Raw genomic sequence first — 18,418 nt, 5'->3', positions numbered from 1 at the left:
TTCTGCACAAAATTATCGATAATAATTGCGATAACAAAATGGGGAGAGTGACCATGGGACGCAGGGCGAACCTTCTTTTCTGCACGGCCGCAATTTGGGTAGCCGTCGCTCCGCCTGCTTTCGCGCAAGACAGACCGCCCGAAGCTCTTCCGGACGCGGCGGAAGCGAACGATGACGGCGCGATCGTCGTGACGGCGCGGCGCCGCGAGGAGCGGCTCGCCGACGTTCCTACAGCCGCTTCTGTCATCGATATCACCTCACTCACCGATCGCGGCGGCGCAAGCGGCAGCGGCGAATTGCTAGCAGACCAGCCGAGCGTCAGGTTCAACAATCTCAGCTCATCGATCACTTCCGAGATTTCGATCCGCGCCTCGTCGACCGCGCGCGCGACCAATGGCGATCCCAGCGTCGGCCTGTATCGCAACGGTGCCTATATCGCCGGTGGTCCCGTGGGCGGGCGAAACTTCACCCGCCTCGATCTCCTCGATATCGGCCGGGTCGAGGTGCTGCGGGGGACACAGGGCGCACTCTATGGCCGCAACGCGGTCGGCGGCGCGATCAATATCATTTCGGCCGAGCCCGAATTCGATCTCTCAGGCTGGGCGAGTGCGCGCTACGGCTTCGAGAATAACAGCTTCCAGACGCAAGGCGCGATCAATGTTCCGCTTGCCGAAGGTCTTGCGATCCGTCTCAGCGGCGATCTCGTCGAGCAGGACAAGGGCTTCTTCTACAATCCGGACAACGACGTCTATTTCGACCAACAGAAGGGTCATGGTCTGCGCGGCCAGATCCGTCTCAAACGCGGACCCGTCGACGCGATCATCATGGCCGAGACCCAGCGGCTGATGACCCCGGCGGTTCATTATCAGATTTCCATCCCCGCCGGCACGCCAGGCTTCCCGGGGGGATATACCCAGGATCGCTTCCGCTATCCCTGGAACACGGCGCCCCGTGCCAGCCAGGATGTCGATGGACTGCAGGCGATTATCCGCGTGGACTTGGGCGGCGCCGACCTCACCTCGACAACATCCTTTCGCAAGCGCCACTCGGAATATGACCTTGACAATGACGCGGTGAGCCCGGCCGAACTTGCGCGCGCGCGCGCTGCAGGTCAGATCGGGGCGCTAACCCCGCTCGACCCGAGCGGCGCCTCCTATGTCGTCGACACCACCGACAATTTCTCGCAGGACATCCATGTGACGGGCGCGAGCGACCGTCTGACCTGGCTCGTGGGCGCCGAGATGCTGCTGCTCGACAGCGATTTCTCCGTGACGACGACGCGCACGCCGACGCTTGCCAATCCTTCTCCGGGCAACATCGCCCCCGCCCGGCTCCATTTCGAAAGCTATGCGGCTTATGGTTCGCTCGGTTTCGATATCACCGACAGCCTCAACTTGACCGGCGAGCTCCGCTATACACGCGACAGCCGGAGCATCAGCGCGCGGCTCTATGATCTCGCGACAGGCCTGCCAACAGGCGGGTCATCGCGGATTATCGACGACAACATCAGCGCCGACAATCTCTCCTACAATGCGACGCTTTCGTACAAACTTACTCCAAATATTCTCGCCTATGGCAAGGTCGGCAGCAGCTACCGCGCCGGCGGTTTCAACACGCGCCTGTCCGATCCCCGCGCTCCGAGCCCGGTACAGGTACTGTTCGGCAACGAAAGCAGCACCTCCTATGAGGTCGGCATCAAGGGCAGCCCGGTGCGGCGCGGCTATTTCGCAATCGCGGGATATTATACCGAGCTCAAGGATCTGATCGCGCAGGTCGACGATGGATGCGCGCTGACAAACGCGGCCTGCCCGGTCGCCGCGGTCGCCTATCTCACTAATGCCGGTAATGCGAAGAGCTGGGGTATCGAGGCAGAATATAGCCACGGATTCGACCTTGGAGAAGGCGACGGCCGCCTCGCGCTCAGCGGCTCGCGGCAGGGCGGCAAGGTCAAGACGGGCCGATACGACGGTCTCGATCTCGCGCAGGTTCCCGACTGGCTCGCCTCGGCGAACCTCAATCTTCGCTATCCGGTCACCGGCGACGTTGCCTTGACGAGCAATGTGCTTGTCAGCGGACAATGGGGTGGCAAGCAGGAGCTGACCGCAACGTCGGTCGACCTCGACAATTATGTCCTCGTCAATCTTCGCATCGGCGTCGACTTCGGAAAGGTCAATGTGAGCGCCTTCGCGAACAACCTCTTCGACAAGCTCTACTATGTTGCCCAGGCGCCGACGATCAACCGTTACAGCCAACCCCGGGTGCTAGGCGTCGAGGGCCGCATTTCTTTCTAGGGGATATGCTTGCCCGCGGCCTGCGGCCGCCAGCCGAGACGAAAGGGACGGCGAAATGCGGCAATGGGTCATGGCAGCATGTGCTGGAGCCGCGACGCTGCTCGCTTCAGCATCCGCCGCGGCGGCGGTTGCCCCTCCGCAAGCGACGCTGGCGCAGGGGCGACTAACGGGCGCTGCAGAGGCAGGAGTCGAGCGTTTTTTCGATATTCCCTTCGCTGCGCCTCCCGTAGGCGCGCTCCGCTGGCGCGCGCCGCAGGCTCCGCCGCGCTGGGCGGGTATTCGCAATGCCGCGAAGTTCGGACCCGCTTGCCCGCAGATGGTGCGGCCTGCGCTCGTCGCCGGTGGAGTAGCGGATGATCAATCCGAAGACTGCCTACAGCTCAATATCTGGCGCCCGGCCGGCGCGCGGAAACTTCCCGTCATGGTCTGGATCCATGGCGGTGCGCATGTCATCGGGTCGGGTACGTTCCCGGCTTTCGACGGTACAGCCTTCGCAAGGCAAGGGGTCATTCTTGTCACGATCAACTACCGGCTCGGCGCACTCGGCTATTTTGCCCACCCGGCTCTGAGCGCAGCCAAGCCGCGTCGCGAGGCGCTCGCCAATTATGGCCTCATGGACCAGATGGCCGCCCTTCGCTGGGTCCAGAAAAATATCGCAGCCTTTGGTGGCGATCCGGGGAAGGTCACTTTGTTCGGCGAGTCCGCGGGGGCAATCGGCGTGACGACGATCCTCGCCCACTCCGAAGCCAAGGGCCTGTTCGCGCGCGCCATCGTACAGTCGGGCGTCGGCCTACTCGACCCGCGCCCGCTTATCGAGCAGGAAGCGCTAGGCACGGCATTGGCGGCTCGCGCCGGCGCGCCGCCTTCGGCGACGATCGACGCGCTCCGGGCGCTTTCGGCCGACGCGCTCGTCGCGGCCGGCGATGTCCGGACGCCGGGCGCGATGGTCGGCCCCATTCTCGACGGCGAGCTGGTGCGCGAAGCGCCATGGCGCGTTTTTGCGCGCAGTGAGCCGATCGACGTGCCGCTCCTCGTCGGCGCTAACAGCAACGAAGCCAGCGTAATCCTCGCCATGGGCGTGCCGCCGGCGGCCGCGCTCACCTATCTCGGGCCCGACCAGGCGGCGGGCCGCGCCGCCTATGGCACCGGGCTCGCCGATGACGAACTGGCCCGCCAAATACTGGGCGACGCCTGGTTCGTCGCACCGTCGCGATGGCTCGCGGCGCGGACGTCCGCCGGCGCGCCGTCCTACCTCTATCATTTCGACTATGTTGCAGCAGCGCGCCGCGATCGGGCGAAGGGCGCCGGGCATGGCTCCGAAATTCCCTATATTTTCGGGACGCTGGGCTATTTCGCTTCGCTCGCCGGCCCCGTCGACGACGAGGATCGCCGCTTCGGCGAAGGCGTGTCCGCCTGCTGGGTCGCTTTCGCGAAGAATGGCGTACCCGACTGCGCGCTGGTGCCTGACTGGCCCCGGTACCAGCCGACTGACGACCGTCTCGCACATCTCGCGCCCCGGTCAGCCGTCGTCGCCGGTTTTCGCAAGGCGCAACTCGACCACCTGCTGAAAATCCATTTCGCGGCAGGCCAACCCAGGCCTTAGCCCGCTTGGCCAAACAGGCCCACCGTTTCGAAACGTGCAACGAAGCTGGGAGAGATAAAATGTCTGGACGACGGAAATCGATATGGCTTGCCGCCGGCGCCGCATTGGTCGGCGTAGCGGTTTTTGCGGCGCAAAGTGGCTTCGGGAGCAGCGACGGCGGCGAAACGCGTCCGATGGTCCAACTGCCACCCGCGCCGTCCGCCGCCAAGGCGACGGCATCCGCTGCGTCGGCGCTCGCGACCGCAAGCCTCACAACGACCGTCGGCGGTTACACCTATGACTGGACAGCGCTGAAGGCCGCGATCGTCGCTGACACCGAAGTCGCTAGTGGCTATTTCATTGTCGGGAACGCGTCCGATCCCACTTATCTTTTCGAATTCGACAAGGGCAGTTTTGGCATCGACCGGGTGACACCGCTCGCCTCGGCTTCCAAATGGTTTGCTGGCGCGCTCGGCATGCGCATGGTGCAGGCGGGCATTGCCACGCTCGACGATCCGATGCGGCCACCACTCGCCTTCTGGACGACGAGCGGAACGAAGAAGGATGTCAAACTCAAGCATACGCTGTCGATGACATCGGGCTTTAATGCGAGCCCGCTCGTCGGCGGCTGCCAGCTTCTCCCGACTTTTGGTCTCTATAACTGCGCCAAGAGCATCCACGACCTGCGCTACGACATCCTGCGCCCGGGCAATGCGCCTGGTGCTCAATATAGCTACGGTCCTCACGGCATTCAGGTCGCAGGGGCGTATTTGGAGGCCAAGGATACAAGCATAGAACCAGGAACGTCGCCAGCACGCGAGCGGAACTTCCACGAACTGTTTGCGCAGCACGTCACCATCCCGCTCGGGACGTCAAGCACCACGTGGTACGATCCCCACCCCCCCGCGACCGTCCCAACCAATCCGTGGGTGGCCGGCGGCGCCTTCTCCACGCCGCGCGACTATGCGAAACTGCTGCGCGCGTTCCTCGGCGGCAGCTTCATCACCAACATGACGGCCTTCACGCAGCCGCGCACGATCGGACTGCCGCGTGTTTTCGTTCCGGCGAGCACAGTGAACTGGGAATATGCGCTCGGCTCCTTCGTCGAATGCGACACGCCCTCGGCGTGCGCGACGTCGAAGATCAACTCTTCGCCCGGCGCCTATGGCTGGACCGGCTGGATCGATCGCGAGACCGGCTATTATGCCCTGATCGCGACCGAAATATCGAGCGGAGGCGACCGCAAGGGCGTCGAGCTCGAGCAGGTCATGCAGGATCTGATCGAGGATGCGATTGCGAACCGCACTCCGGCGCCCTGACCTGATCGGCAAAACTTCGCCTATGGTGCCTGGGCCAGGCCGCGCCGTGAGGTAGCGGTCTGGCTCAACGGAGGGGGCTGGACACCGCGTGGTTGTGCTGACAGCCGGCTTTCGAAGGGCATGAAGGACCGCTTTCTCGATCATGGAGCGGTTCAATACGAACGCGAGTAGAGCAAGTAGAACCGAAGGCGGACCATCTCGCCCTGCGCATCTTGCTCGAGCGTTCGGCGCGACGCATGACAGCGCCAAACGCGGTGCCGCAACTATGCCCTAAGACTTAGTTCCGCTCGATAACTCGCCGCAGCCGATCAGCGATGATCAAAAGGTCGCCGAGGCAGGACCGCACCAGCACGATGGCTGCGAGAAGTGCCACGACTCTTGCGCGATGGTCAGGCGACGTAAGCACCTCTACCACTCGCTATCAAGGTTCCGTCTGCAGACACAATCCGCGTCCCGGCTATGCTTATCTGCCGACCCAGTTTGACCGGCCTGCCGATCGCCCGCATCAGCCCTGGCAAGGCCGGTCGGTGAAAATCGACGTGCAAGTTTGCCGTAGCCCGCGCAGACCCTCCCATGGCAATGACCGTGTAAAGGCCGGTAAGATCGATCAGCGCCGATAAAATGCCACCATGCGCTGCGCCGACCGTCGGATTTGAGATTATTTCGTCTCGCCAGGGCATTGAGATCACCAACTCGTCGGTGCCGACCTCGGCGATCCTGAGCCCGAGCCAGCGGTGGAAAGGCGCAAGCAACAGCAGCTCCCCCAGTTCCTCAAGCCCAGGGGCGACCCGTGGGGCGTTCATGACTTCATCTCCATTTCATGGGTGCTGAGCAAAAACTCCACAATTGACTTGCCAAACGCGTCATTCTCGTCGCCCACCACCATATGGGTCGCATTCGCGATGTCGCTATATGCCATATGCGGGACCAATCTTCGGAAATGCTTGACGGCTTCCAGCGAAACTAGGTCGCTCGACCCACCGCGGATCAGATGCACAGGCAAGGCTAAACTGGCAGCGGCGGCGCTCAGTTCGCTGCGGCCATTGTCGCTTGAGACACCGCCTTGCCGCGTAACTCCTTCGATGAAGGTCGGGTCCCAATGCCAATAGAAGCGCCCATCGTCCTTGCGGCGCAGATAGTGGGCGAGCCCAGGCGAGGCCTTCCGGCTAGGCCGATGGGGCAGATAGTCGGAAATGACCTCAGCGGCCTCCTCCACCGACGCAAACCCTTCGCGCGCATGGGCCGCCATGAAACCGACCACGCGGGCAACGCCGCTCGGTTCCATCTGCGGCGTGACGTCGACCAAGGTAAGCGATCCAAAACTCCCCGGTGCGCGGTTTCCCTCCGCAATGATCCCAGCCAGCCCCCCAAGCGATGCGCCGATCATCGCCGGCTTTCTTCGCATCGCCGCAGCGATCTCAACGAGATCGGCCGCGAAATCGGAAATGTCATAAGCCCCATCACTGGCCCAAGCGCTCTCGCCGTGCCCGCGCATATCGACGGCGATCGTCCGAAAACCGTGGCTCGCGAGTTGACGGGTCACCGACTTCCACGCCCGGCGGGTCTGGCCGCCGCCGTGCGCCAAAATCACCGGAAAGCCCAGTTCCGGTCCATCGATCGACGCCGCGATTGCATGGCCCGCTTTTCCCGCAAGCGTGATCGTCCGATCATACATTCAGGCATCATACTGTATCATATCTTACAGTAAAGCATGTTCATATGCCGATAGTGGCTTTACAGTTTCAGCCGATGGTCGACTTTCGCAGCACCAGCGATGCTTCTCTCGGGAAAAGTCTTCTGACGGACTCAGACGAGTTTGTCTTTGTCATCGAAGAAGTGCCACGCAAACTTCGCCGCTTGTTCGACGCCTCAATGGCGCGCTTCGGATTGACCCGAACCCAGTGGCGCGCGCTCGTCTATATTTATCGGACCCCGGGCATTACCCAGACCGATCTCGCCAAATGCTCGAACTGGAGCGTGCCAGCGTTGGCCATGTTGTCGACCAGCTGGAAAGAATGACGCTCGCGGAACGGCGCGCTGCCAAGGGCGACCGGCGCGTCTGGGAGCTTCATCTCTTACCCCGAGCGATCGAAATCCTGCCCCAGCTGCGCGCCGAAGCCGACATGATCTACGCGCGGCTGCTCCATATGATTTCACCGAGTGAAATACGCGCGGTCCGCGCATTGCTGACGAAAATGTCAGGCAATCTCGAAAGCGGATCGGAAGACATGCCTCCTCGATAGAAGCATTGAAAGATTTGAAATAGCCGACGCCATTCATCGTCAGCAAGCCGATTTCCCCAATTGGCGCCGCTCGCGTTTGCGGCGGCGCACCGCCGCCGTTCTGCCCCCTCTGCACCAAATCGCCAGCACTGACGACTAACGGATTGCGAATATGGCGGCAGGGACGTGGTTCATAACATACGGAATGTCGGCGCCAGTATCGCGAGCGGATCGTTTCTCTGTGACGGCATGATTGTCGCGCCCTGCTCCATGCGCACCCTTGCGGCGATCGCCAATGGGCTCTCCGACAATCTGATCACCCGAGCTGCCGACGTCATGCTCAAGGAGCGTCGTCCATTAACGCTCATGGTGCGAGAGACGCCCCTGAACCTTGCCCATCTTCGAAACATGGCAGCCTGTACCGAAATGGGGGCGATAATTTTCCCACCCGTCCCGGCGTTCTACGCTCGGCCATCGTCGATCGACGAAATCGGGTCCTCGACCAGTTCGGCATCCATCGGGCCGCCGATCGCCGATGGACCGGACTGAAGGGCGCAGAAGTGATGCCTCTGGCGCAGGCGGATAAATCGGAAAGGACAATTTGATGGCGGCAGTGCTGATGCGCCGGGAGCTATTGGGCGCCGGGGTTTTTTGCGCGGGTCTGGTTGGAGCCTCCCGCTTCCGGTCAGGAAGTGCGGCGGACGAAGAGGCCGTTCTCGTCGTCAGCCAGCCAAGGGTTGAGGAAAGCGAGCGTTTTGCCGCGTCCCTCATATCGTCTTCGAAAAAGTCTCTCGCGCTGGATGTCGGAAGCGGGCTGGATGAGTTGCTTGGCGACTGGCCCCGCGGCGCGCAGGTGATTGCAGGCCTGACCTCCGACCCCGCTGCAATGATTGCGGCCCAGTTGCTCATCGAGAGTGGAGCGGAGCCTTTGCTTCGATGGGAACATTCCTATGAGGCGGGCCGCTGGACACACCGCATCGGCGCCGCCCCCGGCTTGGGCGCGCTCCCGCAATATACTTGGCCCGCCGTCGTTGCGCAGAAAGTTCGCGATGAGCTGGACGGCCACAAATCATCACCGCGCCGGGCCGCGTGCATTTCGGGGGAATGTGCACTCGCCTCGAATAGCCCCGGCCTACTTGTGACCTGGGCCTTTCGGCTTGCCGGAGAAACGCGGTGAGGCCGCCGCTGCCCGAGGGAATTGCGGCGGCCGACTTTTCACGGGCCCTCGATGAACTCGCAGGCGTCGTCGGCAAAACCTGGGTTTTCGTCGACGAGCTTCCGCTGTCGACTTACCGCGACGCGTATTCGCCGCTTGCCGATGGCACTCTGCTTCCTTCTGCCGCCGTCGCTCCGGAAAGCGTCGAACAGGTGCAGCGGATCCTTGCCATCGCCAACAGCTTCCGATTGCCGATCTGGACCATCGGGACTGGACGGAACTTCGCATATGGCGGGCCGGCACCCCGCAAATCCGGATATCTTGTCCTCGATCTGAAACGGATGAACCGGATCATCGAAGTCAACGAAAAATATGGATATGCGCTGGTCGAGCCGGGCGTTTCCTACATGCAGCTTTATCGCCACCTGCAGCGGATCGGCAGCAAATTGTGGATCGATCCGGCAGCGCCCGCCTGGGGCGGCGTCATGGGGAACGCGCGCGAGCATGGCGCCGGCTACACGCCCTATGGCGATCACTTCATTATGCAATGCGGGATGGAAGTTGCCGGCCTCCATGAACTCCTTCGACCAGGTGTAATACAGGCTCTGGGCGATCCCTTCCTTGCGGCACAGCTCGGCAATGCTGTCCTCGCCGCGCAAGCCTTCCAGCACGATCCGGATCTTGTCTTCGGCCGAGAAGTGCCGACGTGTCGCACGCCGGATGTCCTTCACCACCCGCTCCGCGGGAGCCTTGGGCGGCGATTTTTTTTAAGGAGGATTTGGGCTTCATCTTCGTTCCTTCGTCACTACGACGAAGCCCAAATCCTCCTTAAACCACAACCTCAAATCTGTGCCATTGGCCCTGACGGCGGACACCGATGTGTGATTCTGCCAGCCCGCGCGCGCGGGCAGGAGATTTGGAAGCGATCGCCTCAATGATTTCATCATGTTCACGTGCGGTATCGGCCATGAAATGATTGAAACCACCGGCTTGGTTGATGAAGAAATCAGACATGTCAAAATTGCTGTTCTGCCGCGCGTCGAGAAAGGGCGACTGAGCCATATCGTGGATGAGCTGATGGAAGGCACGGTTGAGTTCGCAATAAATTACCGCGCTGCGCGGCTCGTCAAAGTCGATCGTGAGAATACGTGCTTGCAGCGCGCGCAAATCGCGCGTTTGCGAATCGGTCCGACGCGCTGCCGCCAGTTCCGTCAGCAGTCCCTCGAGCCTTTCAAACATGATATAGAAATCTGCGATCTGGTCATAGCTTGGATTTATCACCTCGCAACCGACCTGCGGAATTATGCGAACAAATCCTTCCGAACTCAAACGGTTGAGCGCGGCCATGATCGGCTGGCGGCTCGCTCCGGTATCGCTCACAAGATCCTTGACCGACAGCCGCTGGCCAAAATTATATTGCGCGCCAACCATTCGGCTAACGAGAAGATCGTAAATTTCATCCTTCTTGTTCACTCGAATTGTCTCCAACTTTGGCGCTGCTACGCACGCCGCGAATATCCCCCTTGATTCAGCAAGAACGCAAGAGTCAGTCGTTGGCGAACGGATCCGGCTGCAAGAGCTGTTCGCAACGGAAATCGACAGATTCACTCTGCATATTTTGTTCGGCGCAATCGATCGTGGACAGCAAGTCTTTTTATAAGCGCTTACCATGCGCGATCACGCGCCATATTCGCCAAACGAATGATCGCCGCCAGATGATCGTTCCAACTCTTCATTGCTTCGCGCTTCTCGTCCTTCCAGTCGTGGCGCTGGTAGATACCGGCGACGCCCGCGCGGGAACCTCCGACGTGATTGAGCACAGCTTCGGTCACTTCAAATCGAACGCCTAGCCGTTGAAACCCGGTTGCAAGAGTTCGTCTCAAGTCATGCAGTCGCCAGTCCGGTAACGGTTCGCGGCCGTCTTGATAAGCAGGTCGAGCTTGATCTTGCCTTTGCTATATCCGGTGAACCTTCCGCCCCTGGAGGTCGTGAACATCCTGCCGCTACGCGGCCAGATAGCCGACCCGGCAACCTCGTCGAGGATCGCAACTGCAAGTTCGTTGAGCGGAATTCGGTTGGGCTCGCCATTCTTTGCCCGTTCGCCGGGCAGGGTCCATAGGAGATCTTTACGGTTGAGTTCCTCCCAACGCAGCGACGAAACCTCCTCTCGTCGCTGACCGGTGACGATCAGAAGGCGGATGATGGGTCCGAAACAGGAATGCGTGTTTGGCGCCGCCATCCAGATGCGGCCAAGCTCCTCGTCTGAAAGCCAGCGATCGCGAGGTTTGACCGGGGGCGGGGTTTCCATGCCTTCCATCGGACTCCGATCGATATCTCCCCGGCTGACGGCCCAGCGCAAAAGGCGGCGCAAAACAGCGAAGACGTTACGGATATTTGCGATCTGCGCGCGCGGCATGCGGTCGAAGACGGCAACGATGTCGATTCGCGTAAGATTGGGAAGGGGCTTTGATCCCAAGACCGGCTTTACATGCAGCTCGAGGCTGCGCTTGACGAGGCGCCTCCAGCCTTCTCCAACGCAGGCCTCAGCGAAGCGATCAGAGTAATTATCGAAGGCTAGATCGACCGACTCTCGCCGTCGTTGCCGCTCTGCTTCGCCTGGATCGATTCCCTGGGCGATCAGAATAGCCAGTCGCTCCGCTTCGGCTCTGGCGGTGGCTGGCGTCCATGGCGAGCCATGGCTGCCTATCGTGTAGCGACGCGTCTTAGATTCGCGACCGCCCATTCGGAATTGCAACACGTAAGACACGGCGCCAGCTTTGGTTCGCTTTGCGCCAAAACCCTTTATGCTATCATCCCAAAGAATGTCATGTTGCCCGCTCGAAATGAGAGCATCGACCGACCGTTTTGTGATCTTTCCGCTTGCCATAAATTGGTCTCCCAATACGGCGTTTCCAGCAATCACCCGGCAATCACCGTGGCGGAAATTGCCGCGTAATTGGGGAAAAGATAGCATAGGGAGTGGCTATAAAAAACTAGCCTTTTCAACCCTATAGCACTCCTATATACGCCTCCAGCGAAAATACCAGACTTCGTGCCCCAGTCGGCGCGCCTTGGCTTCGTAACGCGTTTCTGGCCAGCCGCCCGGGCGGTTCTGGAAATCCTGCGCGTCGCTGGCCAGCCATTCGAACTGGTGGCGGTGGCGGCGCATGACCATTAGCGCATGTTGCAGATAGATCGGGTGATCGGTGCCGAAACGGAATTCGCCGCCGGGCTTCAGTTTGGCCGCGATCAGGTCGAGCGGGCCGTCGTTCATCATCCGCCGTTTCGCATGGCGCGCCTTGGGCCAGGGGTCGGGGTGGAGCAGATAGGCAAAGCTGAGCGCGCCGTCGGGAACGCGCTGTAACACTTCCAAAGCGTCGCCGTGGTGGATGCGAACATTGCCCAGCGGCAGTTTCGCGCCATGATCGCCGGCAACATGGACCAGCGCCTGCGCGACCCCGTTGATGAACGGTTCGGCGCCGATAAAGCCATGGTCGGGCAGCATGTCGGCGCGCGCCGCCATATGCTCGCCGCCACCAAAACCGATTTCAAAATGCAACGGAATTTCGGATCCGAACACACGCTGCGCGGAAACTTCGCCAACATCCGGCACCGCAATCTGCGGCAACAGCGTGTCGATCAAATCCTGCTGTCCGGCACGCAGCGGCTTGCCCTTGGAACGGCCGTAAAGGCGGTTGATCGTCGTCGGATCGCCGGTTTTGTGCGCAGTCATGCGGCGCGCGTTAGCGCGGCCGGGCCGCCGGTGAAAGTGCGCTATTTCAGTTTTTCGCCACTGTTGATCTGGACCTGGCGATTCTTTCCCCACGTGCCCACCGTACTGGCGCGGTTGTTGGCGTTGAGTATTTCGACCACACGCTCAGGCGAGGGCAATCGGTCCTGCAACAAGAAATTGATGTCCTGCGTCGCCGTATGGAGCGTGACATTATAGCGCAAAGAGGCTTTGGTTCCGTTCTTGCTCGCAATCTCGTCCATCGCGAGCTTCATTGGCGAGGGGCCGACCCGTATCCCGTTGCCGTTGTCGCCATAAGCGAGCAAATAGCTCGTCTCCGAACCGCCGGGTCGATAGACGGCGATATTGCCTTCTAGCTGCCTGTCGCGGCACCATTGTCCGATAGGCGTTTTAGGTGGTTCTTTCTTGATCGAATCGTCACCGGCAGCGGCGGACATCAGTGCAACACCCAAGGCCTCGGCCGTCAGGTCGCTGCCGCTCGCATCTGCCGATTTTCCTTGGAACTGGAGGGGTTTGGCGCACGGCACAGCAGGCGAAGCTGCCTCGGCAGGTGCAATGTTCCGTGGCCACTCGATCTCCGCCAGCGCTGCGTCCATCCACCTCGCGAGGTCGGCGGGTGACCGCGTTTGCGACGACGCCCGAATTTTCACATACCAATTGCCGATGGGCAGCAGCATTACACCGGTGCTCTTATACTGCGAGCGCCCGTTGGCGGCATAAATCGCGCTGAGCCCTGATGCCGTCGTCTGCCCGGGCGGCGTGAAGGCCGAGGGAGCGCCGACAATGTTCGGATCGCCGTAAATGGCGCGATTCTCGATCGCCCATTGCGCCTGGGCGAACCACACCGAGACCGCGCCATTGGTGTTGCGGTAGATATAGACCGAAACCGCTTCCGCCGAGCCCGGGGTGTCAAACTGCAGGCCGACATCCAGATCATCCGCGGCAAAGCTGGTCGCACTCGTCCGGACATTGCCAGCCAGCGTCGCGGGCACCGATATGCCGCTATGCTGGTGTTTCCAAACCTTACCCGGCTTGACCTTGAGCGGTTCTTGCGCGGCCACAGGGCCAGCGATCAGCATTAATGCTGCTGCAAGAAAACACGCGTTCACCCAACACCTTGCCATCCCGTTACTCCCGCAGCCTGATCGCCGAAACTGTATGATCGGAGCGGCAATGGCAAGCCGGTCAAGCGATGAGCGCGGCCTTCAGCTTGTCGGTCAGGTCGGTGCGTTCCCACGGGAAGGCATCGCCGGTCGCGGTGCGGCCGAAATGCCCATAAGCCGCGGTCTGCTTGTAGATCGGCTTGTTGAGGCCGAGGTGGGTGCGGATGCCCTTGGGCGTCAGGCGCACGAGCTGCGGGATCGCCGCTTCGATGCGGCTTTCCTCGACCGTGCCGGTGCCGTGCAGGTCGACGTAGATCGACAGCGGCTCGGCAACGCCGATCGCATAGCTGAGCTGGATCGTGCAGCGGCGCGCGAGACCCGCGGCGACGATATTCTTCGCAAGATAGCGGGTGATATAGGCCGCCGAACGGTCGACCTTCGTCGGATCCTTGCCGCTGAACGCGCCGCCGCCGTGCGGGGCCGCGCCGCCATAGGTGTCGACGATGATCTTGCGGCCGGTGAGGCCCGCGTCGCCGTCGGGGCCGCCGATCTCGAAACAGCCGGTGGGGTTGATATGATAGACGGTGTTCGCGGTGAGCAGCTCGGCGGGGAGCACGTCGGCGATCACGCCGAGGACGTACTTGCGCAGCTCGGTATATTTTGCTTCGTCACCGTCGCCATTGTGCCAGAAATAGCCCGGCGCATGCTGGGTCGACACGACGATCGCGGTTGCTTCGACCGGGCGTTCGTTGGCGTAACGCAGCGTGACTTGGCTCTTGGCGTCGGGCTCTAGGAACGGCGCGGTCCCGGCTTTGCGGTCGGCGGCCATGCGCTCGAGGATCTTGTGGCTGTAATCCAGCGTCGCGGGCATCAAGTCGGGGGTTTCGTCCGATGCGTAACCGAACATGATGCCTTGGTCACCGGCGCCCTCGTCCTTGTTCTCGCCGGCATCGACGCCTTGCGCGATATGCGCCGACTGCGGGTGCAGGTTGTTTTCAAAGCGAAACGTCTGCCAGTGGAAACCCGACTGTTCGTAACCGATCTCGCGCACCGTTGCGCGCACCGCGGCCTCGACTTCTTCGGGGACACCCGGCGCCCAATTGCCGTCTTCATCCATGATCCCCTTGCCGCGAATCTCGCCCGCCAACACGACGAGCTGGGTCGTGGTCAGCGTTTCGCAGGCGACGCGCGCTTCGGGATCCTTCGACAGGAACAGGTCGACGATCGAATCGCTGATCTGGTCGGCAACCTTGTCGGGGTGTCCTTCGGACACGCTTTCGGAGGTGAAGAGGAAGCTGTTGCGCATGGGAGGCCTTCTGTGAATCGGATATAAAGGAAGCTTTATGTGGCGCTGCTGTTAGCGTCCGCGGCGACGAAAGGCAATGGCCGCGGCGAGCAGCAGCAGCGCAAATCCGACCGGCAGCATGTTGCCGTAACGCGCGAACAGCGTCGGGGCGTGGGCGGCGGGGATGACGGTGTCGATCCGTCCAGCGGCGTGCATCGGCAGCGATTCGCGGATGCGGCCGTCGGCATCGATCACCGCGCTGATGCCGGTCGGCGTCGCGCGCACGATGGGCAGGCCTTCTTCGATCGCGCGCAGCCGCGCCTGCGCCAGATGCTGCGGCGGACCCCATGCTCCGAACCACGCGTCGTTCGACGGGTTGAAGATGAAATCGGGGCGGTGGGCGCGGTCGACGACCTGCCCCGAAAAGATGATCTCGTAACAGATTTGCAGTCCCGCGCGGCCGAAGGCGCCCAGGTCGAGCGTGCGGGCGCCGGGGCCGGGCCAGAAATCGATGTCGCCCGGCGCGAGGCGCGACAGGCCGATTGCCGACAGGATTGGGCGCATCGGCAGATATTCGCCATAAGGCACCAGATGCGCCTTGTCGTACCGCGCGCCGAGGGTGCCGTCGGCATGGACGGTCATCACCGCATTGCGCGCACCGACGACGTCGCCCGTCTTGTCGAGTTCGAGCTTGAGCGCGCCGAGCAGCATCAGGTCGCCGGGGTTCATCAGCGCGGTCAACCGCGCGCGCGCCGCGGCGGGCGAGCGGTCGTAATAGACCGCCGGATAGCCCCATTCGAGATAATCGGGTACCGCCGCCTCGGGCCACAGGATCAGCCGCGGCGTGTCACCCTTCGGCGCGGTCAACCGCGCGAGTTTGGCGAAATTGGCGTCGGCCTTGACCCCGACCCATTTGTCTTGCTGTCCGACATTGGGCTGAACGACGGTGATGGGGATGGCCCTCGTGGAAAGATAATCTCTGCTCCGGCTTTCCTCGTCCAGAATGGATATTGGGACATAGAGCATCGCTCCTGTAAACCACCAAATGAAGAACCGGGCGACTGGCCGTTCGGCCAAATTCGAACGGTCTGACCGTTGATAATACCCCCACAGCCAAATCAGGATTCCGACCTGTAAAAGTAGGAGGCCCGATGCCCCGTATGTGCCAATCCATCGAATTAGTGAGGGTGCGACGAAATCTTGAAGCAACACGGCTGAGAGCGGGTTCCACGCAAAGCCGGTGAAAACCCAGCTGCGCAGCCATTCGGTAAGCGTCCACAGTGCGGCAAAGGCGAGGATGAATGACAGCGAAATCCTCCCCGGAACGGGGAGGGGGACCGCCGAAGGCGGTGGAGGGGGTTCGCCGCCTTCCGCGATGGCGGCTGCAGGATGCCCCCCCCCTCCGTCAGCGCTTTGCGCTGCCACCTCCCCGTTCCGGGGAGGAATGAAGAGCCAGGCCCCCCAAGCCGCCAGCGCCGGATACACCGCCAGATACAGTGCGAGCAACACCACCGCGATCCACCCCAGCCACGCGGGCATCGCCGCCTGATAGGTGAAGGCCGTCGCGATCCAGTTCAGCCCGACGATGAAATGCCCGACCCCAAACGCCCAGCCGATCCCGAACGTCCGCCAACCGTTGGGACTGCGCGCCACGAGCGCCATCCAGCCCGCAAAAGCCAGCAGCGTCAGCGGCCACAAATTCAACGGCGCAAATCCCGTCGCCGAAACGGCGCCCAATGTCAGGGCAATCAGCTTGGGCCAGCGGTCGGCAAAAGCGGCGATGCGGGGGGATGGCGCGGTCACGCGCGCTGCTTTAGCCGGGCGCCGCGATGCTCACTAGAGCATATATTTCATCTTGATCGCCTGGTGCGTCTCACCGGTGACCGCAAAGCTCGCCGATTTGAACTTGGGCGCACCCATGCCGATCGCGGGATTGCGCGAAAAGCCAAAGCCCTCCTTGGGCATGAAAAGCGCCATATCCATCTTGTTGTTGCTGTTTTCGTCGTGGACGACGGCGACTGCATAGGTGCCTTCGGCGGGCGCGGCGACCTTGAAGTGACCCGCATTGGCGGCCTTCACCGCCAGGCGCACCGACGCCTTGTCCTCGCTGCAATCGGGGAAAGCCTTGGGATTGGCGGTCAGGCAGACAAGTATCTGTCCCTTGGTGCTGCGCAATCCGGTAACGCTGACATCAACCGTCGGCGGCGGCGCGCTCGCTGCGGCGGTGAGCAGCAGCAAAGCTGCCAAGCCCGATATCGGTGCCACAAATCTTGTCCCAGAAACGGAAATACAGGCCATAATTCCCCCGGTAAGCGGCATGATGCTGCTCGTGATGCGTTGCGGTTATCAGCCACCGCCCGACTGGTCCATGAACAAGCGCGCGTGGGAACATTTCCCAGCCCATATGATTGCCGACCCCCATGAGCGTCATGATCGTCAGCACCAGCCCCAGCACGCCGACATGGATCGGGATCAGGAACACGAGCGCCGGAATGACGACCGCGCCGGTCAGCGCCTCGACCGGATGAAAACTCATCGCCGCCCACGCCGTCGGCGGGCGGCTGGCGTGATGCACCGCATGCGCAATCCGGAACGGCCGCGGCCGGTGCATCCAGCGGTGCGTCCAGTAAAACCATGTGTCATGCGCGAGCAGATAGGCAAACAGGCTGACCGGCAGATACCAGAGCGGCCAGGCATCGACGTCGATGTAGATGCGCGTCCAGCCGTGCTCCTGCCACCCCCACGCGACCACCCCCGCGGGAATCCCGTAAATCGCGGCGCTGGCAAGGCTCCAGCCGATCTCGCGCCGCATCTGGGGTTCGAGTCCGCGATAGAGACCGGGATGCTTGATCCGCGTCGCCAGCGCAAAACCGCCGCTGCTGAGCAGATAACGGACCCCGACGATCAGCGTCATCGCCAGCGCAGACCAGAGCAGGGCGACGGCCGCTGTCACCCGCGTTTCGCGTCGAGCAGTCCGGCGACTCGCTGCCACAGCGCGGCATAGGCTTTGCCCGCCTTGCTGGAGCGGGCATAGGCGGCGAGCGGCTTGCGGCGCGCCGCCATCTGTTCGACGATGCTCGCCATCGGCAGCACCGGCCAAGCGGCTTCGGCGGCCAGCGCGGCGCGGTGAAGTCCCCGCCGCGCATTGACCATGGCATAGACGGGCAGCAAGGGGGCGCTGTCCTTTTTGGCCGGACGCAGATGCGCGATCACTTCGTCGAGCGCGCGGCGCGACAGCGGCGAAGGGATCACCGGCACGACGATGAGGTCGGCCGCGCGCATCATCTGCTCGCTGGTTTCGGTCAGCCCCGGCGGGCAGTCGAGGATGATGCGATCGTAATCGGTGCCGACGTCGGCAAGCAGCCGCGCAAGGCGCTTTTTCTTGCCGGCGTCGAGGAACAGGGCATCGAGGCCGCGCAGTGATGTATCGGCGGGCAGCAGGTCAAGTCCAGCGATCGCCGTTCCGGTGACAAGCTTGGACGGTGCGACGTCGCGGTCGAACACCTGTTCGGCGGTGCGTTTGCCTGGCCCGTCGTGACCCAGAATGAAGCTCGACGCCGCCTGCCCATCCAGATCCCAAAGCAGCGTGCGCCCGCCCGCTTGCAGCGCCGCCTCGGCGGCCAGATTCACCGCCAGGCTGGTTTTTCCGACCCCACCTTTCAGGCTGTAAATCGCGATGACATGCGCCGTTTTGCTCATGCCGCCCGGA

General features: G+C 62.2%; 19 protein-coding genes and 2 pseudogenes. 8 read left to right on the top strand and 13 right to left on the bottom strand.

Annotation, left to right across the window (positions count from 1 at the left end):
• The first annotated feature begins 188 nt into the window (after window positions 1-188).
• Genes B4F07_RS04755 through B4F07_RS04745 form a run of 3 tightly spaced genes read left to right on the top strand, consistent with a single transcriptional unit; the run spans window position 189 to window position 5,192 of the window.
• Window positions 189-2,291 (top strand): TonB-dependent receptor, encoded by a 2,103-nt coding sequence (locus B4F07_RS04755; protein WP_293702472.1) that lies wholly within the window; start codon window positions 189-191, stop codon window positions 2,289-2,291.
• A gap of 55 nt (window positions 2,292-2,346) precedes the next feature.
• Window positions 2,347-3,894 (top strand): carboxylesterase/lipase family protein, encoded by a 1,548-nt coding sequence (locus tag B4F07_RS04750; RefSeq protein ID WP_037557617.1) that lies wholly within the window; start codon window positions 2,347-2,349, stop codon window positions 3,892-3,894.
• Window positions 3,895-3,953: 59 nt separating this feature from the next.
• Window positions 3,954-5,192, top strand: coding sequence for a serine hydrolase domain-containing protein (locus B4F07_RS04745; protein ID WP_293702467.1), 1,239 nt, complete (start codon window positions 3,954-3,956; stop codon window positions 5,190-5,192).
• 389 nt (window positions 5,193-5,581) lie between these two features.
• Here the strand turns inward: B4F07_RS04745 and B4F07_RS04740 are convergent, their stop codons facing one another.
• Both B4F07_RS04740 and B4F07_RS04735 read right to left on the bottom strand, forming a co-directional pair.
• A complete protein-coding gene (locus tag B4F07_RS04740) occupies window positions 5,582-5,995 on the bottom strand; it encodes a hotdog fold thioesterase (protein ID WP_037557619.1) in 414 nt (137 codons plus the stop codon).
• Window positions 5,992-6,783, bottom strand: coding sequence for an alpha/beta fold hydrolase (locus B4F07_RS04735; RefSeq protein WP_293647197.1), 792 nt, complete (start codon window positions 6,781-6,783; stop codon window positions 5,992-5,994). Before B4F07_RS04735 ends, B4F07_RS04740 begins: the two co-directional genes overlap by 4 nt.
• Before the next feature lie 158 nt (window positions 6,784-6,941).
• On the opposite strand from B4F07_RS04735, the gene B4F07_RS04730 reads away from it, so the two are divergent.
• The 5 genes and pseudogenes from B4F07_RS04730 to B4F07_RS17405 all read left to right on the top strand — a co-directional run.
• Window positions 6,942-7,211, top strand: a complete 270-nt coding sequence (locus tag B4F07_RS04730; RefSeq protein WP_058539116.1) for a MarR family winged helix-turn-helix transcriptional regulator — start codon at window positions 6,942-6,944, stop codon at window positions 7,209-7,211.
• Entirely contained in the window at window positions 7,208-7,435 is a 228-nt protein-coding gene (locus tag B4F07_RS04725) for a hypothetical protein (protein ID WP_293646752.1), read from the top strand. The genes B4F07_RS04730 and B4F07_RS04725 overlap by 4 nt, the downstream gene beginning before the upstream one ends.
• Window positions 7,436-7,663: 228 nt before the next feature.
• Complete coding sequence (locus tag B4F07_RS04720; protein ID WP_293646754.1) at window positions 7,664-7,963, top strand: UbiX family flavin prenyltransferase; 300 nt, start codon at window positions 7,664-7,666, stop codon at window positions 7,961-7,963.
• 55 nt (window positions 7,964-8,018) lie between these two features.
• Window positions 8,019-8,591 carry a hypothetical protein gene (locus B4F07_RS04715; protein WP_052182497.1) on the top strand — a complete coding sequence of 191 codons (573 nt, stop codon included), beginning with the start codon at window positions 8,019-8,021 and terminating at the stop codon, window positions 8,589-8,591.
• Window positions 8,588-9,073 (top strand): annotated as a pseudogene (locus tag B4F07_RS17405) (FAD-binding oxidoreductase); the annotation flags it as partial. The gene B4F07_RS04715 and the pseudogene B4F07_RS17405, both read left to right, overlap by 4 nt.
• 60 nt (window positions 9,074-9,133) lie before the next feature.
• On the opposite strand, the pseudogene B4F07_RS04705 reads toward B4F07_RS17405, so the two are convergent.
• The 11 genes and pseudogenes from B4F07_RS04705 to B4F07_RS04655 all read right to left on the bottom strand — a co-directional run.
• A pseudogene (locus B4F07_RS04705) lies at window positions 9,134-9,304 on the bottom strand (transposase); the annotation flags it as partial.
• Window positions 9,305-9,398: 94 nt separating this feature from the next.
• Entirely contained in the window at window positions 9,399-10,043 is a 645-nt protein-coding gene (locus B4F07_RS04700; RefSeq protein ID WP_293646756.1) for a GntR family transcriptional regulator, read from the bottom strand.
• A 191-nt stretch (window positions 10,044-10,234) separates the two neighbouring features.
• Window positions 10,235-10,402: a hypothetical protein gene (locus B4F07_RS04695; RefSeq protein WP_293702464.1), complete on the bottom strand. Its 168-nt coding sequence runs from the start codon at window positions 10,400-10,402 to the stop codon at window positions 10,235-10,237.
• Between the two features lie 47 nt (window positions 10,403-10,449).
• A complete protein-coding gene (locus B4F07_RS04690; RefSeq protein ID WP_293702462.1) occupies window positions 10,450-11,544 on the bottom strand; it encodes a tyrosine-type recombinase/integrase in 1,095 nt (364 codons plus the stop codon).
• Window positions 11,545-11,589: 45 nt separating this feature from the next.
• Window positions 11,590-12,303 (bottom strand): tRNA (guanine(46)-N(7))-methyltransferase TrmB, encoded by a 714-nt coding sequence (gene trmB, locus B4F07_RS04685; protein ID WP_293702460.1) that lies wholly within the window; start codon window positions 12,301-12,303, stop codon window positions 11,590-11,592.
• A gap of 41 nt (window positions 12,304-12,344) precedes the next feature.
• The gene (locus tag B4F07_RS04680) at window positions 12,345-13,400 is read right to left on the bottom strand and encodes a hypothetical protein (RefSeq protein ID WP_293702457.1); all 1,056 of its coding nucleotides are present in this window, start codon (window positions 13,398-13,400) and stop codon (window positions 12,345-12,347) included.
• Window positions 13,401-13,506: 106 nt separating this feature from the next.
• Window positions 13,507-14,730, bottom strand: coding sequence for a methionine adenosyltransferase (gene metK, locus B4F07_RS04675; protein ID WP_293702455.1), 1,224 nt, complete (start codon window positions 14,728-14,730; stop codon window positions 13,507-13,509).
• A gap of 51 nt (window positions 14,731-14,781) precedes the next feature.
• Window positions 14,782-16,512 carry an apolipoprotein N-acyltransferase gene (gene lnt, locus B4F07_RS04670; protein ID WP_293702453.1) on the bottom strand — a complete coding sequence of 577 codons (1,731 nt, stop codon included), beginning with the start codon at window positions 16,510-16,512 and terminating at the stop codon, window positions 14,782-14,784.
• A gap of 33 nt (window positions 16,513-16,545) precedes the next feature.
• Complete coding sequence (locus B4F07_RS04665; RefSeq protein ID WP_293702450.1) at window positions 16,546-16,956, bottom strand: DUF2141 domain-containing protein; 411 nt, start codon at window positions 16,954-16,956, stop codon at window positions 16,546-16,548.
• The gene (locus B4F07_RS04660) at window positions 16,901-17,623 is read right to left on the bottom strand and encodes a sterol desaturase family protein (protein WP_293702830.1); all 723 of its coding nucleotides are present in this window, start codon (window positions 17,621-17,623) and stop codon (window positions 16,901-16,903) included. Before B4F07_RS04660 ends, B4F07_RS04665 begins: the two co-directional genes overlap by 56 nt.
• A 35-nt stretch (window positions 17,624-17,658) precedes the next feature.
• Window positions 17,659-18,408, bottom strand: a complete 750-nt coding sequence (locus tag B4F07_RS04655; RefSeq protein WP_293702447.1) for a ParA family protein — start codon at window positions 18,406-18,408, stop codon at window positions 17,659-17,661.
• Window positions 18,409-18,418 lie beyond the last annotated feature (10 nt).

It is taken from the genome of Sphingopyxis sp. UBA6723, assembly GCF_002454115.1.
Taxonomy (GTDB): Bacteria; Pseudomonadota; Alphaproteobacteria; order Sphingomonadales; family Sphingomonadaceae; genus Sphingopyxis.
This window is presented reverse-complemented; position numbering and strand designations above follow the sequence as displayed.

Bases quoted from the DNA above. Each gene is read 5' to 3' on its own strand.
- B4F07_RS04725 (WP_293646752.1), top strand. From the start codon at position 7,208: ATGACGCTCGCGGAACGGCGCGCTGCCAAGGGCGACCGGCGCGTCTGG.
- B4F07_RS04715 (WP_052182497.1), top strand. From the start codon at position 8,019: ATGGCGGCAGTGCTGATGCGCCGGGAGCTATTGGGCGCCGGGGTTTTT.
- B4F07_RS04660 (WP_293702830.1), bottom strand. From the start codon at position 17,623: ATGACGCTGATCGTCGGGGTCCGTTATCTGCTCAGCAGCGGCGGTTTT.
- B4F07_RS04730 (WP_058539116.1), top strand. From the start codon at position 6,942: ATGGTCGACTTTCGCAGCACCAGCGATGCTTCTCTCGGGAAAAGTCTT.
- B4F07_RS04680 (WP_293702457.1), bottom strand. From the start codon at position 13,400: ATGCTGATCGCTGGCCCTGTGGCCGCGCAAGAACCGCTCAAGGTCAAG.
- B4F07_RS04690 (WP_293702462.1), bottom strand. From the start codon at position 11,544: ATGCTATCTTTTCCCCAATTACGCGGCAATTTCCGCCACGGTGATTGC.
- B4F07_RS04745 (WP_293702467.1), top strand. From the start codon at position 3,954: ATGTCTGGACGACGGAAATCGATATGGCTTGCCGCCGGCGCCGCATTG.
- B4F07_RS04750 (WP_037557617.1), top strand. From the start codon at position 2,347: ATGCGGCAATGGGTCATGGCAGCATGTGCTGGAGCCGCGACGCTGCTC.
- metK (WP_293702455.1), bottom strand. From the start codon at position 14,730: ATGCGCAACAGCTTCCTCTTCACCTCCGAAAGCGTGTCCGAAGGACAC.
- B4F07_RS04740 (WP_037557619.1), bottom strand. From the start codon at position 5,995: ATGAACGCCCCACGGGTCGCCCCTGGGCTTGAGGAACTGGGGGAGCTG.
- B4F07_RS04655 (WP_293702447.1), bottom strand. From the start codon at position 18,408: ATGAGCAAAACGGCGCATGTCATCGCGATTTACAGCCTGAAAGGTGGG.
- trmB (WP_293702460.1), bottom strand. From the start codon at position 12,303: ATGACTGCGCACAAAACCGGCGATCCGACGACGATCAACCGCCTTTAC.
- B4F07_RS04720 (WP_293646754.1), top strand. From the start codon at position 7,664: ATGATTGTCGCGCCCTGCTCCATGCGCACCCTTGCGGCGATCGCCAAT.